The 16,822-nt window shown below is 71.7% G+C and carries 20 protein-coding genes; 13 read left to right on the forward strand and 7 right to left on the reverse strand.

The genetic code is table 11. The features are described 5' to 3' along the window. Nucleotides 1-84: 84 nt before the first annotated feature. Nucleotides 85-243, forward strand: coding sequence for a hypothetical protein (locus tag ACZ4V6_RS18500; RefSeq protein ID WP_467828392.1), 159 nt, complete (start codon nt 85-87; stop codon nt 241-243). Nucleotides 244-321: 78 nt separating this feature from the next. On the opposite strand, the gene ACZ4V6_RS18505 is transcribed toward ACZ4V6_RS18500, so the two are convergent. The 3 genes from ACZ4V6_RS18505 to ACZ4V6_RS18515 form a co-directional block, all read right to left on the reverse strand. Then, entirely contained in the window at nt 322-1,710 is a 1,389-nt protein-coding gene (locus tag ACZ4V6_RS18505; protein ID WP_467828395.1) for an alpha-lytic protease prodomain-containing protein, read from the reverse strand. A 127-nt stretch (nt 1,711-1,837) separates the two neighbouring features. Continuing rightward, nucleotides 1,838-2,800: a LysR family transcriptional regulator gene (locus ACZ4V6_RS18510; RefSeq protein ID WP_467828397.1), complete on the reverse strand. Its 963-nt coding sequence runs from the start codon at nt 2,798-2,800 to the stop codon at nt 1,838-1,840. A gap of 91 nt (nt 2,801-2,891) precedes the next feature. Beyond that, the gene (locus tag ACZ4V6_RS18515; RefSeq protein WP_467828399.1) at nt 2,892-3,854 is read right to left on the reverse strand and encodes a helix-turn-helix transcriptional regulator; all 963 of its coding nucleotides are present in this window, start codon (nt 3,852-3,854) and stop codon (nt 2,892-2,894) included. A gap of 74 nt (nt 3,855-3,928) precedes the next feature. Between ACZ4V6_RS18515 and ACZ4V6_RS18520 the strand changes: the two genes are divergently transcribed. Next, nucleotides 3,929-4,321, forward strand: a complete 393-nt coding sequence (locus tag ACZ4V6_RS18520; RefSeq protein WP_467828401.1) for a VOC family protein — start codon at nt 3,929-3,931, stop codon at nt 4,319-4,321. Between the two features lie 10 nt (nt 4,322-4,331). Here ACZ4V6_RS18520 and ACZ4V6_RS18525 read toward each other — a convergent pair whose 3' ends face one another. Together ACZ4V6_RS18525 and ACZ4V6_RS18530 are read right to left on the reverse strand one after the other, a co-directional pair. Next, nucleotides 4,332-4,682 carry a hypothetical protein gene (locus tag ACZ4V6_RS18525; RefSeq protein ID WP_467828403.1) on the reverse strand — a complete coding sequence of 117 codons (351 nt, stop codon included), beginning with the start codon at nt 4,680-4,682 and terminating at the stop codon, nt 4,332-4,334. 89 nt (nt 4,683-4,771) lie between these two features. Further along, nucleotides 4,772-5,686, reverse strand: a complete 915-nt coding sequence (locus tag ACZ4V6_RS18530; RefSeq protein ID WP_467828405.1) for a helix-turn-helix transcriptional regulator — start codon at nt 5,684-5,686, stop codon at nt 4,772-4,774. 77 nt (nt 5,687-5,763) lie between these two features. Between ACZ4V6_RS18530 and ACZ4V6_RS18535 the strand changes: the two genes are divergently transcribed. The 9 genes from ACZ4V6_RS18535 to ACZ4V6_RS18575 all read left to right on the forward strand — a co-directional run bounded on the left by ACZ4V6_RS18535 (nt 5,764) and on the right by ACZ4V6_RS18575 (nt 15,015). Further along, entirely contained in the window at nt 5,764-6,528 is a 765-nt protein-coding gene (locus ACZ4V6_RS18535) for an SDR family oxidoreductase (RefSeq protein ID WP_467828407.1), read from the forward strand. 1 nt (nt 6,529) lies between these two features. Further along, entirely contained in the window at nt 6,530-6,739 is a 210-nt protein-coding gene (locus tag ACZ4V6_RS18540) for a 4-oxalocrotonate tautomerase family protein (protein WP_467828409.1), read from the forward strand. 245 nt (nt 6,740-6,984) lie between these two features. Then, a complete protein-coding gene (gdhA, locus tag ACZ4V6_RS18545; protein ID WP_467828411.1) occupies nt 6,985-8,343 on the forward strand; it encodes an NADP-specific glutamate dehydrogenase in 1,359 nt (452 codons plus the stop codon). A 189-nt stretch (nt 8,344-8,532) separates the two neighbouring features. Next, nucleotides 8,533-9,660 (forward strand): acyltransferase family protein, encoded by a 1,128-nt coding sequence (locus ACZ4V6_RS18550; RefSeq protein WP_467828413.1) that lies wholly within the window; start codon nt 8,533-8,535, stop codon nt 9,658-9,660. 125 nt (nt 9,661-9,785) lie between these two features. Next, entirely contained in the window at nt 9,786-11,117 is a 1,332-nt protein-coding gene (locus tag ACZ4V6_RS18555; protein WP_467828415.1) for a hypothetical protein, read from the forward strand. Between the two features lie 28 nt (nt 11,118-11,145). Beyond that, nucleotides 11,146-11,643: a hypothetical protein gene (locus tag ACZ4V6_RS18560; RefSeq protein ID WP_467828417.1), complete on the forward strand. Its 498-nt coding sequence runs from the start codon at nt 11,146-11,148 to the stop codon at nt 11,641-11,643. 57 nt (nt 11,644-11,700) lie between these two features. Further along, nucleotides 11,701-12,162 (forward strand): hypothetical protein, encoded by a 462-nt coding sequence (locus ACZ4V6_RS18565; RefSeq protein ID WP_467828419.1) that lies wholly within the window; start codon nt 11,701-11,703, stop codon nt 12,160-12,162. A gap of 241 nt (nt 12,163-12,403) precedes the next feature. After that, nucleotides 12,404-14,470, forward strand: a complete 2,067-nt coding sequence (locus ACZ4V6_RS18570; RefSeq protein ID WP_467828421.1) for a hypothetical protein — start codon at nt 12,404-12,406, stop codon at nt 14,468-14,470. A 281-nt stretch (nt 14,471-14,751) separates the two neighbouring features. Further along, nucleotides 14,752-15,015 carry a hypothetical protein gene (locus ACZ4V6_RS18575; protein ID WP_467828423.1) on the forward strand — a complete coding sequence of 88 codons (264 nt, stop codon included), beginning with the start codon at nt 14,752-14,754 and terminating at the stop codon, nt 15,013-15,015. On the opposite strand, the gene ACZ4V6_RS18580 is transcribed toward ACZ4V6_RS18575, so the two are convergent. Both ACZ4V6_RS18580 and ACZ4V6_RS18585 read right to left on the reverse strand, forming a co-directional pair. Next, on the reverse strand, nt 14,993-15,247 hold the full coding sequence (locus tag ACZ4V6_RS18580; RefSeq protein ID WP_467828425.1) for a hypothetical protein: 255 nt from the start codon (nt 15,245-15,247) through the stop codon (nt 14,993-14,995). The genes ACZ4V6_RS18575 and ACZ4V6_RS18580 overlap by 23 nt on opposite strands. Before the next feature lie 18 nt (nt 15,248-15,265). Beyond that, on the reverse strand, nt 15,266-15,388 hold the full coding sequence (locus ACZ4V6_RS18585) for a hypothetical protein (RefSeq protein ID WP_467828426.1): 123 nt from the start codon (nt 15,386-15,388) through the stop codon (nt 15,266-15,268). 457 nt (nt 15,389-15,845) lie between these two features. Between ACZ4V6_RS18585 and rpsJ the strand changes: the two genes are divergently transcribed. Together rpsJ and rplC are read left to right on the forward strand one after the other, a co-directional pair. Next, complete coding sequence (gene rpsJ / locus ACZ4V6_RS18590) at nt 15,846-16,154, forward strand: 30S ribosomal protein S10 (RefSeq protein WP_003948644.1); 309 nt, start codon at nt 15,846-15,848, stop codon at nt 16,152-16,154. Nucleotides 16,155-16,170: 16 nt separating this feature from the next. Continuing rightward, complete coding sequence (gene rplC / locus ACZ4V6_RS18595) at nt 16,171-16,815, forward strand: 50S ribosomal protein L3 (RefSeq protein WP_037858413.1); 645 nt, start codon at nt 16,171-16,173, stop codon at nt 16,813-16,815. Nucleotides 16,816-16,822 lie beyond the last annotated feature (7 nt).

Consider the following 16,822-nt stretch of genomic DNA (forward strand, 5'->3'; position numbering starts at 1 on the left):
GCGGCACCGTCACCCGCACCTGAACACGTGAACGGGCCCGGGCGCTCTCCCGCTGCGCACCCGGGCCCTGCCCCGTGTCCCCCCGTGGGGCGGTCAGAGGACGACGGTGGCTATCTGCAGCCCACCTTCCCCGACGACGTCCACACCGGTGAGCCGGGCGGCGGCCCGGCCGTCGACCCGTACGACCGCAGCCGGCCCATCGACCGGACACAGACGGAGTGCGGCACCGTCACCCGCACCTGAACACGTGAACGGGCCCGGGCGCTCTCCCGCTGCGCACCCGGGCCCTGCCCCGTGTCCCCCCGTGGGGCGGTCAGTGGATCACACGCGCTGCCACAGGGCGGGGACGCTCGACGGCTCCCAGCCCGGCTGGGCCTGGTGGCCCTGGAGGCAGCGGTAGGTGGCGCCGCCGTACGTCACCGTGTCGCCCGGCTGGTAGACCGTGCCGACCGCCCAGGTGCCGCCGCCGGGCGGGGGCTCCTCGGGGCCGCCGCCGTCACCGGACGTCTTCAGGGTGAGCCCGTAGTTCGTCAGCAGCGGGTTGATCGGCTGGAAGAAGGTCTCGCCGCCGCTGCTGCAGTTGCCCGAGCCGCCCGAGGTGACGCCCTGGGCCTGGCTGCCGGAGATGTACGAGCCGCCGGAGTCGCCGGGCTCGGCGCACACCGTGGTGCGGGTGACGCCGGAGACGGTGCCCTCCTGGTAGGTGACGCTGGTGTTGAGCTGCTGGACGGTGCCGCAGTGCCAGCCGGTCGTGGAGCCGGAGCGGCAGACGGACGCGCCGACCATGGCCTGCGTGGAACCGGCGACCTGGACGCTCTGCCCGCCGGCGCCGTTGACGTACGGGGTCGCCGTCCAGCTGGAGTTGGTCGCCACCCAGGCCATGTCGCGGCCCGGGAAGGTCGAGCCCTGGAAGGTGCCCTGCGCGACCCGGTTGGCGCCGCTCGTGCCGGCGCCGGCCCGGCCGCAGTGACCCGCGGTGGCGAAGCCCTGCTGGGTGCCCTTGGTGACCGGGAAGCCGATCGAGCAGCGGCCGCTGTTGTTGATGTAGTACGCCTCGCCGCCGCGCAGGTCGTAGAAGGTGCGGGGACGCTCGGTGCGCGACTCGACGCGGGTCAGGGACGCGTCCACGCCGGCCGCGGCCAGCAGCGAGCGGGCCGCGGCGGGACGTACGGCCTCCACGACGAGGGTGTTGGTGCGCGTGTCGACGTACCAGACGGGCGCGTCGGCGGTGTTCCGGCCGGCCGCCACCCGGTCCAGGCGGGCCTTGGCCGCGTCCAGGTCGGCCGGCGAGTGGCGCACGACCTTCGCCTCGGCGCCCTGCGCCTCGATCGCGGCGACGTCGCCCGCGTCCGTCGTCGCGACGGTCAGCGTGCCGGACTCGGCACCCCGCACCCAGGCGCCCGCGAAGTCGGCGCCCAGCGCGGCCCGCAGCCGGCCCGCCACGGCGCCCGCCTCGGCCTCGTTGACCAGGCGCTGCTCGGCCTGCCCACGGTCCAGGCCGAGGTCGCGCTGCATGGCCTTCAGCAGGGCGGGCGGGGCGGCGTCGGTCCGCAGGGTCTCAGCCGCGGTGGGAGCCGACGGCGCCTCGGCCGCCCCGGCGCTCGCGGAGCCGCTGAGCCCGGCCACGAGCAGGGCGGCCGTCGCCGCGAGGGCGGCGCCCGCGGCTCTGGCCCGGGTGTGCCGCTGGGACGCGGGGGACAGGGAGGACATGGGGGACTCCTCGGTCTCGGTGGGGAGGTGCCGAAACCGTAGGGAGGGCCGGCCGGTGGGCATAAGACACCGGTCGGCCCTCTTCCCGGCGTTATGGAACGCGCGGGCGTCGTGGAGCGCCCGCGGCTCAGCCCACGGCCGCCGTGTCTCCGTGCGTCGAGAGCCACGCGGTGTAGCTGTCGCTGCCCGCGGCCACGCCCGCGTGGGCGATGCGGGCCTGGGCGAGGACGGTGGCGGCGGTGTCCTGCCGCTGGGTCCCCGCGTGCCAGCCGAGCAGGTGCCGCCAGGCCAGGGGAGTGCCGGTGAGCGGCCGGGTGACGACGCCGGGCGTGGTCGGGAACGTCGCCCGGCACAGCCCGACCGCCCGGCCCACCTGCACGAGGTGCACCACGGAGGCGGTGTCCGTCTCGTACATGCGGTGCGGCGTGAACCCGGCACGGGCGCAGGACGCGGTGAAGCAGTCCCCGAAGCATCCGTCACCGGGCACACAGGCCCACTCCTCGCCCGCCAGCTCGGCCAGGTCCAGCTCCGGCCGGTGGGCGAGCGGATGGCCGTCGGGCACCATGACGAACACCGGGTCGACGGCGACCTCCCGCCAGACCAGGCCCTCCGCGCCGGGCGGGGGCGCCGACCCGCAGGTCCCGGCGAGGGCGAAGTCCAGCCGCCCTTCGACGAGCTGCTCGGCCAGCTCCCGTTCCGACCAGGAGGTACAGGTCGTCATCCGGGCGTCCGGCGCCACGCCCGCCAGCCGGTCCACCAGGGCGCCCAGCAGCGGTCCGTGGGTGCCGCCCAGCCGCAGCCGTTCCACCGTCCGGGGGGCCGCACGGGCGAACCTGGCCGCCTCCTGCTGGAGTTCGGTGACCGCGGGCAGCACGATCCGGCTGCGCTCCAGCACCAGTTCCCCCAGCGCGGTGGCCCGCACACCGTGCCGCCCCCGCTCGAACAGGGCTCCGCCCAGGGCGCGTTCGATCCGTTTGAGCTGTGCGCTCAACGCGGGCTGCGCGAGCCCGAGCGCCGTCGCCGCCCTGGTGAGGCTGCCGGCCTCCGCGATGGCCCGGACCGTCTTGAGATGCCGCAACTCCAGCTCCATGAGGGGAGCTTGCGACGCGGGAGGGGCGGGGGCAAGGGGTTGGTTCGGACCATTGTCGGAAGCCGCCCCGTCGGCGGGCCGGGAACGGCTGTCAGGACTCCGCGTCCGCGTTGTCCTCGACGAGCCGCCGCACACGCCGCACCAGCGCCTCCCGCACCGAGTCGGGCGCGAGGACCCGCAGGGGTGTGCCCAGGCCGAGCAGGTACGCGGCGAGGCCCTCGGCGTCGGGGCCGCCGACCTCGACGACCGTGGCGTCGGGACCCTCGGCGTGGTGGGTGCCGACGGAGGACGGGACGAGCCGCAGCGCCTGCTCCAGCGGCACCGGTAGGCGGACCGTGGCCCGCAGCGGGTAGGGGCCGGTGGCGATGGAGCGGGAGACGAGCAGCGCGGGGTCCGGCGGGTCGGCGATCTCCACCGGGCGTCCGGTGGGCCGGAGCCGCTGGACGCGGTCGGCCCGGAAGGTCCGCCACCGGTCCCGCTCCACGTCGCGGGCCACGAAGTACCAGCGGCGTCCGGTGTGGACCAGGCGGTACGGGTCTACGTCCCGGACCGTGGCCCGCCCCTCCCGGTCGCGGTACGACAGCCGGGCGCGTTCGGCCCGGCGGCAGGCGGCGGCCAGCTCCAGCAGCCTGCCGGGCGGGACCTGCGGTTCGCCGGCCCTCGGGGTGTGGACGAAGGCGGCGTCCATGTCGCCCAGCCGGTCCGCGACCCGCCGGGGCAGCACCTGCCGCAGTTTCAGCAGTGCCGACAGGGCCGCCTGGTCACCGCCGAGCGCTCCGCTCAGCGCGGCCTCCCGCAGCCCGACGGCCACGGCGAGCGCCTCCTCGTCGTCCAGGACCAGCGGCGGCGTACTGGTGCCGGGGCGCAGGCGGTAGCCGCCCCAGGGGCCGGGGTCGGAGTCGACGGTGTAGCCGAGCTCCCGCAGCCGGGCGACGTCCCGGCGCACCGTCCGCTCGGTCACCTCCATCCGCTCGGCCAGTTCACCGCAGGTCCAGGCGGGCCGGACGGCCAGCAGGGAGACCAGTCGCAGCAGTCGGGCGGACGTGTTCAGCACGTCGGCGAAGTTTTCCACACGCCGCCGCACGACCAGGACCGAACCTGTCCTGGTCGCGCCCTACCGTTCCCTCCATGACCACCACGGAGAACACCCCGGTGCCCGCGCTCCGCTACTCGGCCGTCACCTTCGACTGCCCCGACCCCGCCGACATGGCCCGCTTCTACGGCGAGGCCCTCGGCCTGACCGTCGTCTTCTCCACCGACGACTTCGTCCTGCTCGGCGGCCCGGAGGGCGCCGCCGGCCTCGGCTTCAACCGCCTGGCCGACTACCGCCGCCCCACCTGGCCGGACCCCGCGCAGGAGAAGCAGGCCCACATCGACCTCGGCGCCGACGACCTGGACGCGGCCGAGGCCCGGCTGCTGGCCCTGGGCGCCACGAAGCCCGACTTCCAGCCGGACCCGGACCGGTGGCGGGTGCTGCTGGACCCGGCGGGGCACCCGTTCTGCGTGTCCACGGTGGCGTGAGCGGGCCGCGTCAGTCGCCCTGCGACCAGGCGGCCACCGGCAGCGAGAGGTAGACGCCGAACCCGCGCAGCCCGGTGGCGGCCCGGATGCCGTCGTGCAACCGGTCCACGCGGTCCTGACGGTCGGCCGCCCGGCTCTCGAACCACTTGGACCGCACCTCGATCACGACGTCCAGCCCACTGCGGTCGAAGGGCCCGAGCGGCCGGAACCGCAGCTCCACGTCGCCCGGCCGGAGGTCTCCGTCGTAGGGCTCCTCCGGGCACTCCACGGCCAGGGAGACCAGATGCGGCAGGACCGCACCGAGTTCGCGCAGGGTCGTCTCCGGGACCTGCGGGGCGTAGGTGATCTCCACGAGGGGCATCGCCCCACCCTATTCGGGTGACGTGGACCGCGGCCGCGACGGACGGCCGGTCCCGGACGCCGGGCACGTGCGAGGAGCCCGCCCGGCCCTCACCCCGGCCGCCCGGACGCACCTCCTGCCGTGCGCGTCGGAGAGCCGTCCGCCGGCTCGACGACCTCCTGCGTCCCGACGACCGCCAGCAGCTCCAGCAGCCCCGCGCTGTCCGTCCCGACGGCCGGCGTGAACCACAGCAGCCGCTGCCGCCCGTCCTCGCTGAACAGGTTGAGGCAGTTGACCTCGATCAGGCCGAGTGCGGGGTGGACGAGGCGCTTGCGGTCGTCGCGCCGGAAGGCCACGTCGTGGTCGGCCCACAGCGCGGCGAACTCGGGGGAGACGCCGAGCAGCGTGCGGATGAGCGATCCGGCCTCCGGGTCCCTCGCGTCCCTGCGCGCCGCCGCCGCCCGCAGGTCGGCGACGAAGGAGCGGGACTGCCTCTCGTGGTCGGCCTGCGGGTACAGGCGCCGGGCCTCGGGCTCGGTGAACCACCGGTGGACGAAGCTGGCCCGGGGCCCCCGGAGACCGGACTGGTCCCCGAGCAGCGCCACGGCCGCCGGATTCTGCACGAGGGTGACGTGCAGGTCGGTGATCACCTGCGCCGGTGTCGAGGTCAGCCGGCCGAGCAGGTCGAGCATGCCGGGGTGCACGTGCGAGGCGGCCCCGCCCTGCACGGGCACCGGCCGGTCCGCGAGCCGGTAGAGGTAGTCCCGCTCGTCGGCGGACAGCCGCAGCGCCCGCGCCAGCGCGGCGATCATCTGCTCGGACGGCTGGGACCCGGCGCCCCGCTCCAGCTCGTTGTAGTAGTCCACCGACGCGCCGGCGAGCTGGGCGACCTCCTCACGACGGAGCCCCGGCACCCGGCGCCGCGGCCCGGTCGGGAGTCCGACGTCGGCCGGGCGGATGCGCTCCCGCCGTGATCGCAGGAACGCTCCCAGCTCGGCGTACTTCACGGCGCTCATGCCGCCCATTCTGCGCCGGTCCGGGTCCCCCACCCAGGGGACGGCGTCCCCTGGTTGCGCGGGCGGGTCCGGCGCATCGTGGAGCCATGACCACGAACACGAACACGCATCCCGCCGCCGCGGCCGTCCGCGTCGCCGTCGTCACCGGCGGATCCCGCGGCATCGGCCGGGCGGTCTCCGAGAAGCTCGCCGAGGACGGCCTGGCCGTCGTCGTGAACTACGCCCGCGACGCGGCGTCCGCCGAGGAGACGGTCGCCGCGATCACCGCCGCCGGCGGACGGGCGATCGCCGTACCGGCGGACGTGGCGGAGGAGAAGGAGGTCGCCACGCTGTTCGAGCGGGCGGAGGAGGAGTTCGGCGGCGTCGACGTGGTGGTGAACTCGGCCGGCCGGATGACCCTGTCGGCCATCGCCGACCTGGACCTGGCGGCTCTGGACGCCATGCACCGCACCAACATCCGCGGCACCTTCGTCGTCGCCCGGGAGGCGGCCCGGCGGCTGCGGGCGGGGGGCTCGTTCGTGGGGTTCTCGACGTCCGTCGTCGGCACGCAGTTCCCGGCCTACGGGGCGTACGCGGCGAGCAAGGGCGCGGTGGAGGCGATGATCCTGATCATGGCGCGTGAGCTGCGCGGACGGGACATCACGGTGAACGCCGTGGCCCCCGGGCCCACGGCCACGGACATGTTCCTCGCGGACAAGACGCCCGAGCTGATCGAACAGCTCGCCAAGACCCCGCCCCTGGAACGGCTCGGCACCCCGCAGGACATCGCCGCCGTGGTCGCCTTCCTCGCCGGCCCCGCCGGTCACTGGGTGAACGGCCAGGTCCTGCGCGCCAACGGAGGGCTGGTCTGACATGCCCTTCGCCCACTTCAAGGTCCCCGCGGGCACCGTCACCGCCGAGGACAAGCGGAAGATCGTCGAACGCGCCACCGACCTGTACGCCGAGATCTACGGCGAGCGGGCCCGCGCCACCACCGTCGTCCTCGTCGACGAGGTCGCCGACGGCGGCTGGGGCGTCGCCGGGCACGTCCTCACGGCGGCGATGCTCAACGGGGAGGCGTGAGCGGGCCCGGACCGCCCGCGTCCCGCACCTCCTCCGGTGGCCGGTAGGCGGCGACCCGGTCTCACATAGTGGTCGGGGCGCAGACCGAACACTGGCCAGGGTGTTTACATGCGCGTAACACTTAAGTGTCCCTGCGCGCGGCAACGGCGCCGAGCGCCCCTCACCGGACGGGACAGGAGTCACGCCGGCCACCCCTCCCGGCCTCCCTCCCGGTCCTGGTGCCAGCCGTGCCAGAAAGGGCTTCCGTGACGACGCGATCCGAGACGAAGACCACGCTCGACCACCTGCTCACCGAGATCGAGCACCGCAACCCCGCCCAGCCGGAGTTCCACCAGGCCGTCCACGAGGTGCTGGAGACGCTCGCCCCGGTGGTCGCCGCCAGGCCCGAGTACGCCGAGCCGGGGCTCATCGAGCGTCTGGTCGAGCCCGAGCGGCAGGTCATCTTCCGGGTGCCGTGGCAGGACGACCAGGGGCGCACCCACGTCAACCGCGGCTTCCGCGTCGAGTTCAACAGCGCGCTCGGCCCGTACAAGGGCGGTCTGCGCTTCCACCCCTCCGTCAACCTGGGCGTCATCAAGTTCCTGGGCTTCGAGCAGATCTTCAAGAACGCGCTGACCGGCCTCGGCATCGGCGGCGGCAAGGGCGGCAGCGACTTCGACCCGCACGGGCGCAGCGACGCGGAGGTCATGCGGTTCTGCCAGTCGTTCATGACGGAGCTGCACCGGCACATCGGCGAGCACACGGACGTCCCCGCGGGCGACATCGGCGTCGGCGGCCGGGAGATCGGCTACCTGTTCGGCCAGTACCGGCGGATCACCAACCGCTGGGAGGCCGGCGTCCTGACGGGCAAGGGCGCGGGCTGGGGCGGCTCGCTGATCCGCCCCGAGGCGACCGGCTACGGCAACGTCCTCTTCGCGGCCGCGATGCTGCGCGAGCGCGGCGAGGACCTGGAGGGCCAGACGGCGGTCGTGTCCGGCTCCGGGAACGTGGCGATCTACACCATCGAGAAGCTGGCCGCCCTCGGCGCCAACGCCGTCACCTGCTCGGACTCCTCCGGCTACGTGGTCGACGAGAAGGGCATCGACCTGGAGCTGCTCAAGCAGATCAAGGAGGTCGAGCGCGGCCGGGTCGACGCGTACGCCGAGCGGCGGGGCGCCTCGGCGCGCTTCGTGCCCGGCGGGCGGGTCTGGGAGGTCCCGGCCGACATCGCGCTGCCGTCGGCCACGCAGAACGAGCTGGACGAGAACGACGCCGCCGCGCTGATCCGCAACGGCGTCAAGGCGGTGTCCGAGGGCGCCAACATGCCGACGACCCCCGAGGCCGTCCACCTCCTCCAGCGCTCCGGCGTCGCCTTCGGCCCCGGCAAGGCCGCGAACGCGGGCGGGGTCGCGGTCAGCGCCCTGGAGATGGCCCAGAACCACGCCCGTACGTCGTGGTCGGCGGAGCGCGTCGAGGACGAGCTGACGCACATCATGAACGACATCCACACCACCTGCCACGAGACCGCCGAGCGCTACGGCGCCCCCGGCGACTACGTGACGGGCGCCAACATCGCCGGCTTCGAGCGCGTCGCCGACGCGATGCTCGCCCAGGGCGTCATCTGACGTACGGGTGAACGCGCCGCCAACGCCGGACGGGGCGTTGGCGGCGAGTCGTCGAAAGCACTTCCGTCTGCGGGACGGCTGTTCTTGTCTGGGCGGATGGTGCATGCGGCAGACAAGGGAACACCGTTGGTCGAGCGGGCGGCGAGACGCGTCGCGGGGCGGTCGAGGCAACCGCTCCCGCCGCTCGCGGTGACCGTACCGGGCCCTGCCGCCGGACGGCCGTCACCGCCCGCCCGGCCGGGCGGGCGCCTCTACGTCATCGACGGCATCCGGCTGCTCGCCGCGCTGATGGTGGCCGCGCACCACTACGCCGGCACCTGGCGGGCCGACCGCCCCGGCAACCCGATCTGGGGCCGGCCGGTCTCCGAGATCATGCCGACGGTGTTCCGGTTCGCCTCCTACGGCTGGATCGGCGTCGAGATCTTCTTCGTGATCAGCGGCTTCGTGATCTGCATGTCGTGCTGGGGGCGCACCCCGCGCCAGTTCTTCGTCTCCCGCGTGATCCGGCTCTACCCGGCGTACTGGTTCGCGGTCGTCTTCACCACGGCCGTCCTGATCGCCGTACCGGGAGTGTGGGAACGCCTGCGCCTGCGCGAGGTGCTGCTCAACCTGACCATGCTCCAGTCCGGTTCGGCCGTGCCCAACGTCGACGGCGTCTACTGGACCCTCTGGTCGGAGCTGCGCTTCTACCTGCTCTTCCTCGTGGTGGTCGCCATGGGGCTGACGTACCGCAGGGTGGTCCTCTTCTGCTGCCTGTGGGGCGCGGCGGCGATGCTCGCGCCGATCGCCCGCTTCCCCCTGCTGGAGCTGCTCGCCAACCCGGACGGCGCCTGGTACTTCATCGCGGGCCTCGCCCTCTACCTCATGCACCGCTTCGGCCAGGACCTCCTGCTGTGGGGCATCCTCGCCATGGCGTGGCTCATGGGGCAGCTGGAGCTCGGCAACCGCATCGCGGAGATCGAGCACGTCTCCGGCTGGCGGGGGAGCGTGCTGATCTTCACCGTCTTCCTGCTCTTCATGGTCGCCGTGGCGCTCGGGCACACCGACCGGATCCGCTGGAAGTGGCTGGTCACGGCGGGCGCCATGACGTACCCCCTCTACCTCGTCCACTACGCGGCCGGCACCGCGCTCATCAACCGCCTCCACGACACGATGGACGCCCGCCTCCTGGTGGCCGCGGTCGTCGCCGGCTTCCTGCTCCTGAGCTACCTCGTCCACCGCCTCGTGGAACGCCCCCTGTCCCGGCTGCTGAAGAGGGGGCTGGACACGTCGTTCGCCCGCCTGCGCAACGCGGGGAACCAGCCCGGGCACGGCTGACGTCTCCCGTTCGACACGTGACGCATTTTGCTTATGAGCACACTGCGTCGTCCGCGACGGTGAGTACCGGTGGGCGTGGCCCAACGGGGGCGGGGGGAGCAGAAGTGCCCACGTATCACGAGATCATGACCACGGACCTGGCCGCGCTCACCACCGCCGCCGGCAGCTGGGACGACATGGCGAAGGAGTTCGCCGAACAGGAGAAGGCCTACCGCCGGGACGTGCACGGCATCTCCCTGGGTCCCGGCTGGATCGGTGCGAGCGCGGACATGGCCGACCGGCGTTTCGCCATCACGCTCGAGGAGTACAAGAAGGCCCAGACCGAGGCCAAGGCCGTCGCCTCGCTGCTGCGGGACGCGCACACGCAGTTCACGGACCTGCGGGCGAAGCTGGTGTCGGCGAAAGCGGACGCGGTCGACGCCGGCATGGCGGTCTCGGACCAGGGGGTCGTCTCCTACGACACCGCCAAGCTCACCGAGGGCGAGCGCACCGCCCTGCACCACGACCCCGACTACCAGCAGTCGGTGCGCACGGCCGTCGCTTCGTGGCAGGCGCGCATCGACCGGTTGGTGAAGGACGTGGCGGACGCCGACAAGGGCGTCCAGATCGCCCTGGCCGCAGTGGTGATCGACGGGGACATCGGCGACGGCACCCTCGGCGGCTTCAACGGCCAGGCGCAGGGCGACATCGAGAAGTACGAGGAGGAGGCCGCGGCCGCGGCCAAGGCGGCGGGCACGAAGACCGACGGCTGGGTCTCCGACGGCAAGACCAAGGTCACCGGTCCCGACGCCGGCTTCACCGTGACCACCGACCCGAAGTACGGCAAGGAAGGCTCGGTCAAGGCGTACGCCGACCTGTTCCACGCCACCGCCGAGGGGACGTTGACCAACGGCGGCTGGAAGCTGTCCGGGATCGCCGACGGCTACGGCGGCGCCAGGGCCACCGCCAACTACGGGTTCAACGAGAAAGGCGTCGTGGGCAAGGCCGAGGCGTCCGCCGGGCTGCGGGGACTGGCCGAGGGCCGTGCCGAGTACGGGCCGTACGCCGGCGTCTACGGACGCACCGAAGGCTTCGCCGGGGCCGAGGCCGGGGTCAACGCCAAGGTGACCAAGGAGGAGGTCACCGTCGGCGCCAAGGCGTTCGCCGGGGCCAAGGGCAGCGTCGCCGGGGGTGTCGAGATCGCCGGCATCGGCATCGGCGGCACCGCCGAGGGATGGGCAGGGCCGGGCGCGGAAGCATGGTGGGGCTACAAGAAGGACGACGACGGCAAGTTCCACCTCGGCGGCAAGGCCGGTGCCTCGCCCATCCTGGGGGGCGCGGTGGGGGTCGAGATCACCGTCGACCCGCACAAGGTGGGCGAGACTCTCGGTGACGCGGTGGACGTCGTGGGCGACGCGGTCGACAGCGTCGGCGACGGCTTCGGGTACGTCAAGAACGGCATCACCGGTCTGTTCTGATCTGCTTTTCTCTGGAAGGGGCCCCTTCGTGCCTACGTCACTGCCGATCCCCATCGAGTTCCGGCTGCCGGAGGGCTGGCTTCCTGCCGCCCCGCAGGAAGCGGCCGTGGCGGCGGACGTCGCCTTCGCGGCGGTGCATCCGAGGCCGGACGCCGGCTTCGCCGCCAACATCACCCTCGACGGCGAGGTGGCGCCGGACCAGGCGACGCTCGAGGCCCTCGCCGACCGGGCCGTTCAGCGTCTACGGAGCGTCGCGGACTCGGTCGTGGTGGCCGACCGGCGCGAGGTCGGCTCCGAGGACGCACCCGGGGTGGTCCAGAAGCTGACGTTCTCGGCGACGGTCGGGGGCGTGCGCCGCGCCCTCGTCCAGTCACAGGTGCTGCTGACCATGGCCGACGTGCGGGACCCCCACCGACGCGCCGTGATCCGGGCCGTGCTGACCTCCACCGAGGGGCAGTTCCCGGAGGTCGTACCCGAGTTCCAGGAGTTCCTCGGGAGTATCCGGCCGGACGGCCCGTCGTCCTAGCGCGTCGCGGGGCCTTCGGGGCGCGTCACGTCATCCGACACTCACAGGCGGTTGTTCATGGGACTTTTCGACAAACTGACCGGCACCAGGCGGCCCGACGGCGCTGCCGGGCCGCGTCCGGCCGAGGACGTCCGGACGGCGTTGCTCGCGCTCAACGACACGGACGCGCCCTACCGGGTGCGCAACGCGCTTCCGGACGAGAAGGCCGACCTGGTGGCGGAGTGCCACATCCGGCGGGTCGGCGTCCGGCTCCGGACCCGGATGCGGCTGGTGCCGGACAAGCACGAGGTGCGCTTCCTCGACGAGCGGTGGGAGAACCGCTCCGGCAGCAACGCCGAGGGCCAGTACGGACGCGGACACGCTCCCGCGGTGTTCCGGCAGTGGGAGAAGCGGCAGGGGCCCGACGGCCGCGAGCACCGGGTCGAGGCGTTCCGTTTCGACACCAGGGAGATGACCGACCCGCTGCGGGACGCGGTGCTCGGCGCCGGGTGGACGTGGCGGGGGGTGTTCCGGCTCTGACGGCCGGGCCATGACGCCCCCGCAACCCTTTCGTGTGACCGGCACGTCACGCAAGGTGATCGGTGAGGTACCGTGACCGTGCGTGATCGACGGAGCTCGGAGCGCTCGTCACTGGGGGAGGCGGTTCGTCGTGAGTGGTGCTGTCGTGCGGGTCCTGCGGGGCACGGACCACGGGGTCGGGGCACAGGTTCCGCGGATCCGGCAGCCGTCGCGGCTGGGCCGGTCCTGAGGGAACGGGCGCATGCCGACGTACCACGAGATCATGACCACCGACCTCGGCACGCTCACCACCGCGGCCGACCGGTGGGACGGCATGGCGGGTGAATTCGCCGAGCAGCAGAAGACCTACGGCCGGGACGTGCACGGCATCTCCCTGGGCACCGGCTGGACGGGGCTGAGCGCCGACGCGGCCGACCGGCGTTTCGACATCACCCTCAAGGAATTCGAGTACGCCCGGACGGAGGCCGAAGCGGTGGCCGGACTCCTGCGCGACGCGCACACGCAGTTCGTCGAACTGCGCGGCCGGCTGAAGACGGCCCGGCAGGAAGCCCTCGACGCGGGCATGAAGGTGTCCGAGCAGGGCCGTGTGAGCCTGGACATCGAGCGGTTGTCGGACGCCGAACGCAGAACGCTGCGGCACGATCCGGGGTGGCAGGAGGCCGTCCAGACGTGGCAGGACCGCATCGACAAGGCGGTACGGGACGTCACGGACGCGGACGCTGGCGTACGGATCGCCCTTCAGGCCGTCGTGATCGACTCCAGTGCCATCGCCGGGGGCAAGGGCTTCAACGGCGAGGCGAAGAACGACATCGAGAAGTACGAGGGCGAAGCGGCCGAGAAGGCGCTGGAGAAGCTCCGCGACGGCGGGCGCCTGTCCGACGAGGAGATCGCCGAGCTCGAGCGCACGTTCCGCGACAACAGCGACGACCCGGCGTTCTCGCGGACTCTCCTGGACGGCCTGGGCGCCGCAGGGACCCTCACGCTGACGAACGAGCTGAACGACCTCATCCATGTGCGGGGCGGTGACCGCGCGGCCCGCTACTCGACGATCGAGACCGGCCTGGCCAACGCCCTGGCCTCGGCGACGAAGGACACCGAGTCGTCGTGGTACGAGGGATGGCGCGAGGACATGCGCGAGGCCGGCGTGGAGCGGCACGGCACCGACGCGCAGGGTGCCCGCCTGGACAAGGCCGTCGGCTACCAGTCGCTCGTCACGCTGATGCAGAAGGGGCACGGGTACTCGCCGGACATGCTCGGGGACCTCACCGACGACATGATCGCGGCGGAGAAGAAGGACCCGGGCATCTGGCGTCTGAAGGGGGAGTACGCCGGTGCGCACGGCGGCTGGTTCGCCAACGACCCGGTGGACGGCATGCTCGGCATCATGAGCCACGACCCCGACGCGGCGGCGGCGTATCTCGGTTCCGACGAGAAGACGCGGTACCTGATGAAGGACAGGGACTGGGACGTCACGTTGCACGAGCGTGAGGGTGCGAAGGCGAGTACGTACACGCCGGGCGTGGACGGGGACGACAGGGCCGGCCTCGGCGCCGCGCTCCAGGCCGCGGCGACCGGCATCGACCCGTCGGACCCGAACGCGCGGTACGTCGAACACACGAAGCAGAACGACGCGGTCTTCAGGTCGGCCCTCACGTCCCTGGCCGACAGCGGTGACGACTTCCCGCCGTCCCTGCGGGAGCCGATGGCGAACATCCTGGTGAACCACGGGGAGACGGTGCACACGGCGATGAGTGATGTCGCCATCGCCGGCTCCCCCCTGAACCAGGGCGACCTCTTCGAAGTCACCAAGCAGGTCTCCAAGGACCAGGACGCCTACAGCACCCTGAACGCCGGACTGAACCAGGCGATGGTCTCCGACATCCACGACGACACCCGGCCCAAGTCGACGGAGTCCCTCGTCAGGGCCGGCCGCACGGTCGGCTTTCTGGAGGAAGCGCGCCTTCAGGCGCAAGGGGACCCCAAGGTCGCGGAGTTCACGTGGAAACCCCTCGTGGACGAGGCGATCGGTTACATCCCCGTCGCCAGCGACAAGGTGCAGCAAGCGGCCGACTATGTCACAGACAGGTGGCTGGAGGACGAGCAGAGGAGGCTGGACGATCAGGCGACCAAGGAGAGCGTGAGCGCTTACAAGAGTCGAAACGGTCAGCTCTCCGCCCTGTCGGATGAATGGAAAAACGCCCACGGCGTAGCTGCCGAGGAATACGGGCCGATGGACACCATCGAGAAGTCGACCGAAGCAGGTGTCCAGCATGCGCAGGGAATCTCGGGGTCAGGGGCCACGCCGTGAGGCGGGGACGACGAGTGGTTTTGCGGACCGCCGTGGTCGCGTGTCTAGTTGCACTTACCTCCCTATGGTTCGGGCTGCGCGATGAAAAGCATGCACTCCCGCAGTCGCTCTGCGGCACACGAATCGCTCTGAATATTCTGGAACCACTGATTCCCGATGGCGTTGACGTTACCGAACGCAGTGACGTGGACCGGCGAGACCCGAGCCCCTCCTCGTGGTGCAGCTTGTATGTTGATGGCGAAGAGGCTCTCGACTTGCGTTTCGCGTGGCACAGTGACCTCGTGGATCCCCTGGAGATCGCAAATTCGCTGAACTCCGTCTCGCAGCTCCAGTTGCCAGAGCGCTTGAACGGAAATCCAGACATGGTCGTGGGTAACGACGGGGCCATTGCGACCACGTCGTGTGACACCAAAGGCGGTGCGTATTTCACCTTGTCGGTGCTGCTTAAGGGAAGTAATTCCATGGATGCCGATTATCGGCGTGACATCGATAAGTTCATGCGCGCCTACTTCCCCGCCACCGTCAAGACTCTGAAGTGCGGGTGAGGTGCTGGCGTGCCAGGCGCGCCAGCAGCTTCGCGTAGACCGTTGTCGCCGCTGCCACGACCGTTGTGATCGTCGACAGGGCGAGGATGCCGAGCAGGGCCGGCCACTGGCGCAGCTCGCTGTCGCAGACGTCGTCGCGGCGCTGGAACGGGTCGATCAGCGGGCCCTTGCAGTGTGGCTCGCCGGCGCCGGAGCCGTACGAGGGGTGCTCGGGGCCGTACGAGGAGAGCATCAGGACCGCGAAGCAGCCCTACAGCGCCAGGGACAGCAGGATCCATGCGATCGACCACTTGTCCGCGCGGTCGGCCGCCCGGAGTGCCGCCTCGTCGGGTCGTCCGGCTTCCGCCGGTCCGGTCGTGTCGGCCGTGGCCACGCTCGTCCCCTCCCGAATGTCCGGGCATGTCCCCCGTGCACCCTCGCCCGGCGGGCCGCGGTTTGATCCACGTCACGTGCGGGGTATTCTCTCCGGCTCGATTGGCCAGGCCCCCGTCCCGTATGGCAGACTAGCGGGGTTGCTCGGTCGAGTGCCGATGCTGCGCGCCTCCCGCCGGGAGGACCGGAAGCGAGTCCCACAGTACTCGTCGCCCCTGATCAGGGGCGGAAGTACGGGAATCTTCCGGGAAGTGTCAGCGGGGTGCAGACCAGGCACTCGGTGGGCCTTTCGCCCCCGGCCTGCGGTTCCGGAAGGGCCGCGCTCCCCCAGCAGGGAAGTCCTGGAGAAGGACATCTGTGTCAGCGGGAGTGCGACACGCCCGACCGCGTGGGTCGGACGGAAGGGTTCGAACACCGGGTACCAGAGCGTTTTCGAGAGACAGGACTACGAAGTAGCCATGGCGGGACAGAAGATCCGCATCCGGCTCAAGGCCTACGACCACGAGGTCATCGACTCCTCGGCGAAGAAGATCGTCGAGACGGTGACGCGTACTGGTGCGTCGGTCGCGGGCCCGGTGCCGCTGCCCACTGAGAAGAACGTGTACTGCGTCATCAAGTCGCCGCACAAGTACAAGGACTCGCGCGAGCACTTCGAGATGCGCACGCACAAGCGCCTGATCGACATCCTCGACCCGACCCCCAAGACCGTTGACTCTCTGATGCGACTCGACCTCCCGGCCGGTGTCGACATCGAGATCAAGCTCTGAGGCCGGTGATCTGAAGATGACCAAGCAGATCAAGGGCATCCTGGGCGAGAAGCTCGGCATGACGCAGGTGTGGGACGAGAACAACCGTGTTGTTCCGGTCACCGTCGTCAAGGCCGGCCCCAACGTCGTCACCCAGGTCCGCACGAACGACGTCGACGGCTACGAGTCCGTCCAGATCGCCTTCGGCGAGATCGACCCGCGCAAGGTGAACAAGCCCCTCAAGGGCCACTTCGCCAAGGCCGACGTCACCCCCCGCCGCCACCTTGTCGAGATCCGCACCGCGGACGCCGCCGAGTACACCCTGGGCCAGGAGATCACCGCTGAGGTGTTCGAGTCCGGTGTCAAGGTCGACGTGACCGGCAAGAGCAAGGGCAAGGGCTTCGCCGGTGTCATGAAGCGTCACAACTTCAAGGGCCTCGGCGCCGGTCACGGCACCCAGCGCAAGCACCGCTCTCCCGGTTCCATCGGTGGCTGCGCCACCCCGGGCCGCGTGTTCAAGGGCCTCCGCATGGCCGGCCGTATGGGCAACGAGCGGGTCACCACCCAGAACCTGACCGTCCACGCCGTTGACGCGGAGAAGGGTCTGCTGCTCATCAAGGGCGCGGTTCCCGGTCCGAACGGCGGCCTCGTCCTGGTCCGCACCGCGGCCAAGGGGGCCTGAGGTAACC

This window comes from Streptomyces sp. NPDC029152, from assembly GCF_055564355.1.

Bases quoted from the DNA above. Each gene is read 5' to 3' on its own strand.
- ACZ4V6_RS18505 (WP_467828395.1), bottom strand. From the start codon at position 1,710: ATGTCCTCCCTGTCCCCCGCGTCCCAGCGGCACACCCGGGCCAGAGCC.
- ACZ4V6_RS18510 (WP_467828397.1), bottom strand. From the start codon at position 2,800: ATGGAGCTGGAGTTGCGGCATCTCAAGACGGTCCGGGCCATCGCGGAG.
- ACZ4V6_RS18520 (WP_467828401.1), top strand. From the start codon at position 3,929: ATGACCACCACGGAGAACACCCCGGTGCCCGCGCTCCGCTACTCGGCC.
- ACZ4V6_RS18525 (WP_467828403.1), bottom strand. From the start codon at position 4,682: ATGCCCCTCGTGGAGATCACCTACGCCCCGCAGGTCCCGGAGACGACC.
- ACZ4V6_RS18530 (WP_467828405.1), bottom strand. From the start codon at position 5,686: ATGGGCGGCATGAGCGCCGTGAAGTACGCCGAGCTGGGAGCGTTCCTG.
- ACZ4V6_RS18535 (WP_467828407.1), top strand. From the start codon at position 5,764: ATGACCACGAACACGAACACGCATCCCGCCGCCGCGGCCGTCCGCGTC.
- ACZ4V6_RS18540 (WP_467828409.1), top strand. From the start codon at position 6,530: ATGCCCTTCGCCCACTTCAAGGTCCCCGCGGGCACCGTCACCGCCGAG.
- ACZ4V6_RS18555 (WP_467828415.1), top strand. From the start codon at position 9,786: ATGACCACGGACCTGGCCGCGCTCACCACCGCCGCCGGCAGCTGGGAC.
- ACZ4V6_RS18565 (WP_467828419.1), top strand. From the start codon at position 11,701: ATGGGACTTTTCGACAAACTGACCGGCACCAGGCGGCCCGACGGCGCT.
- ACZ4V6_RS18570 (WP_467828421.1), top strand. From the start codon at position 12,404: ATGCCGACGTACCACGAGATCATGACCACCGACCTCGGCACGCTCACC.
- ACZ4V6_RS18580 (WP_467828425.1), bottom strand. From the start codon at position 15,247: ATGCTCTCCTCGTACGGCCCCGAGCACCCCTCGTACGGCTCCGGCGCC.
- rpsJ (WP_003948644.1), top strand. From the start codon at position 15,846: ATGGCGGGACAGAAGATCCGCATCCGGCTCAAGGCCTACGACCACGAG.
- rplC (WP_037858413.1), top strand. From the start codon at position 16,171: ATGACCAAGCAGATCAAGGGCATCCTGGGCGAGAAGCTCGGCATGACG.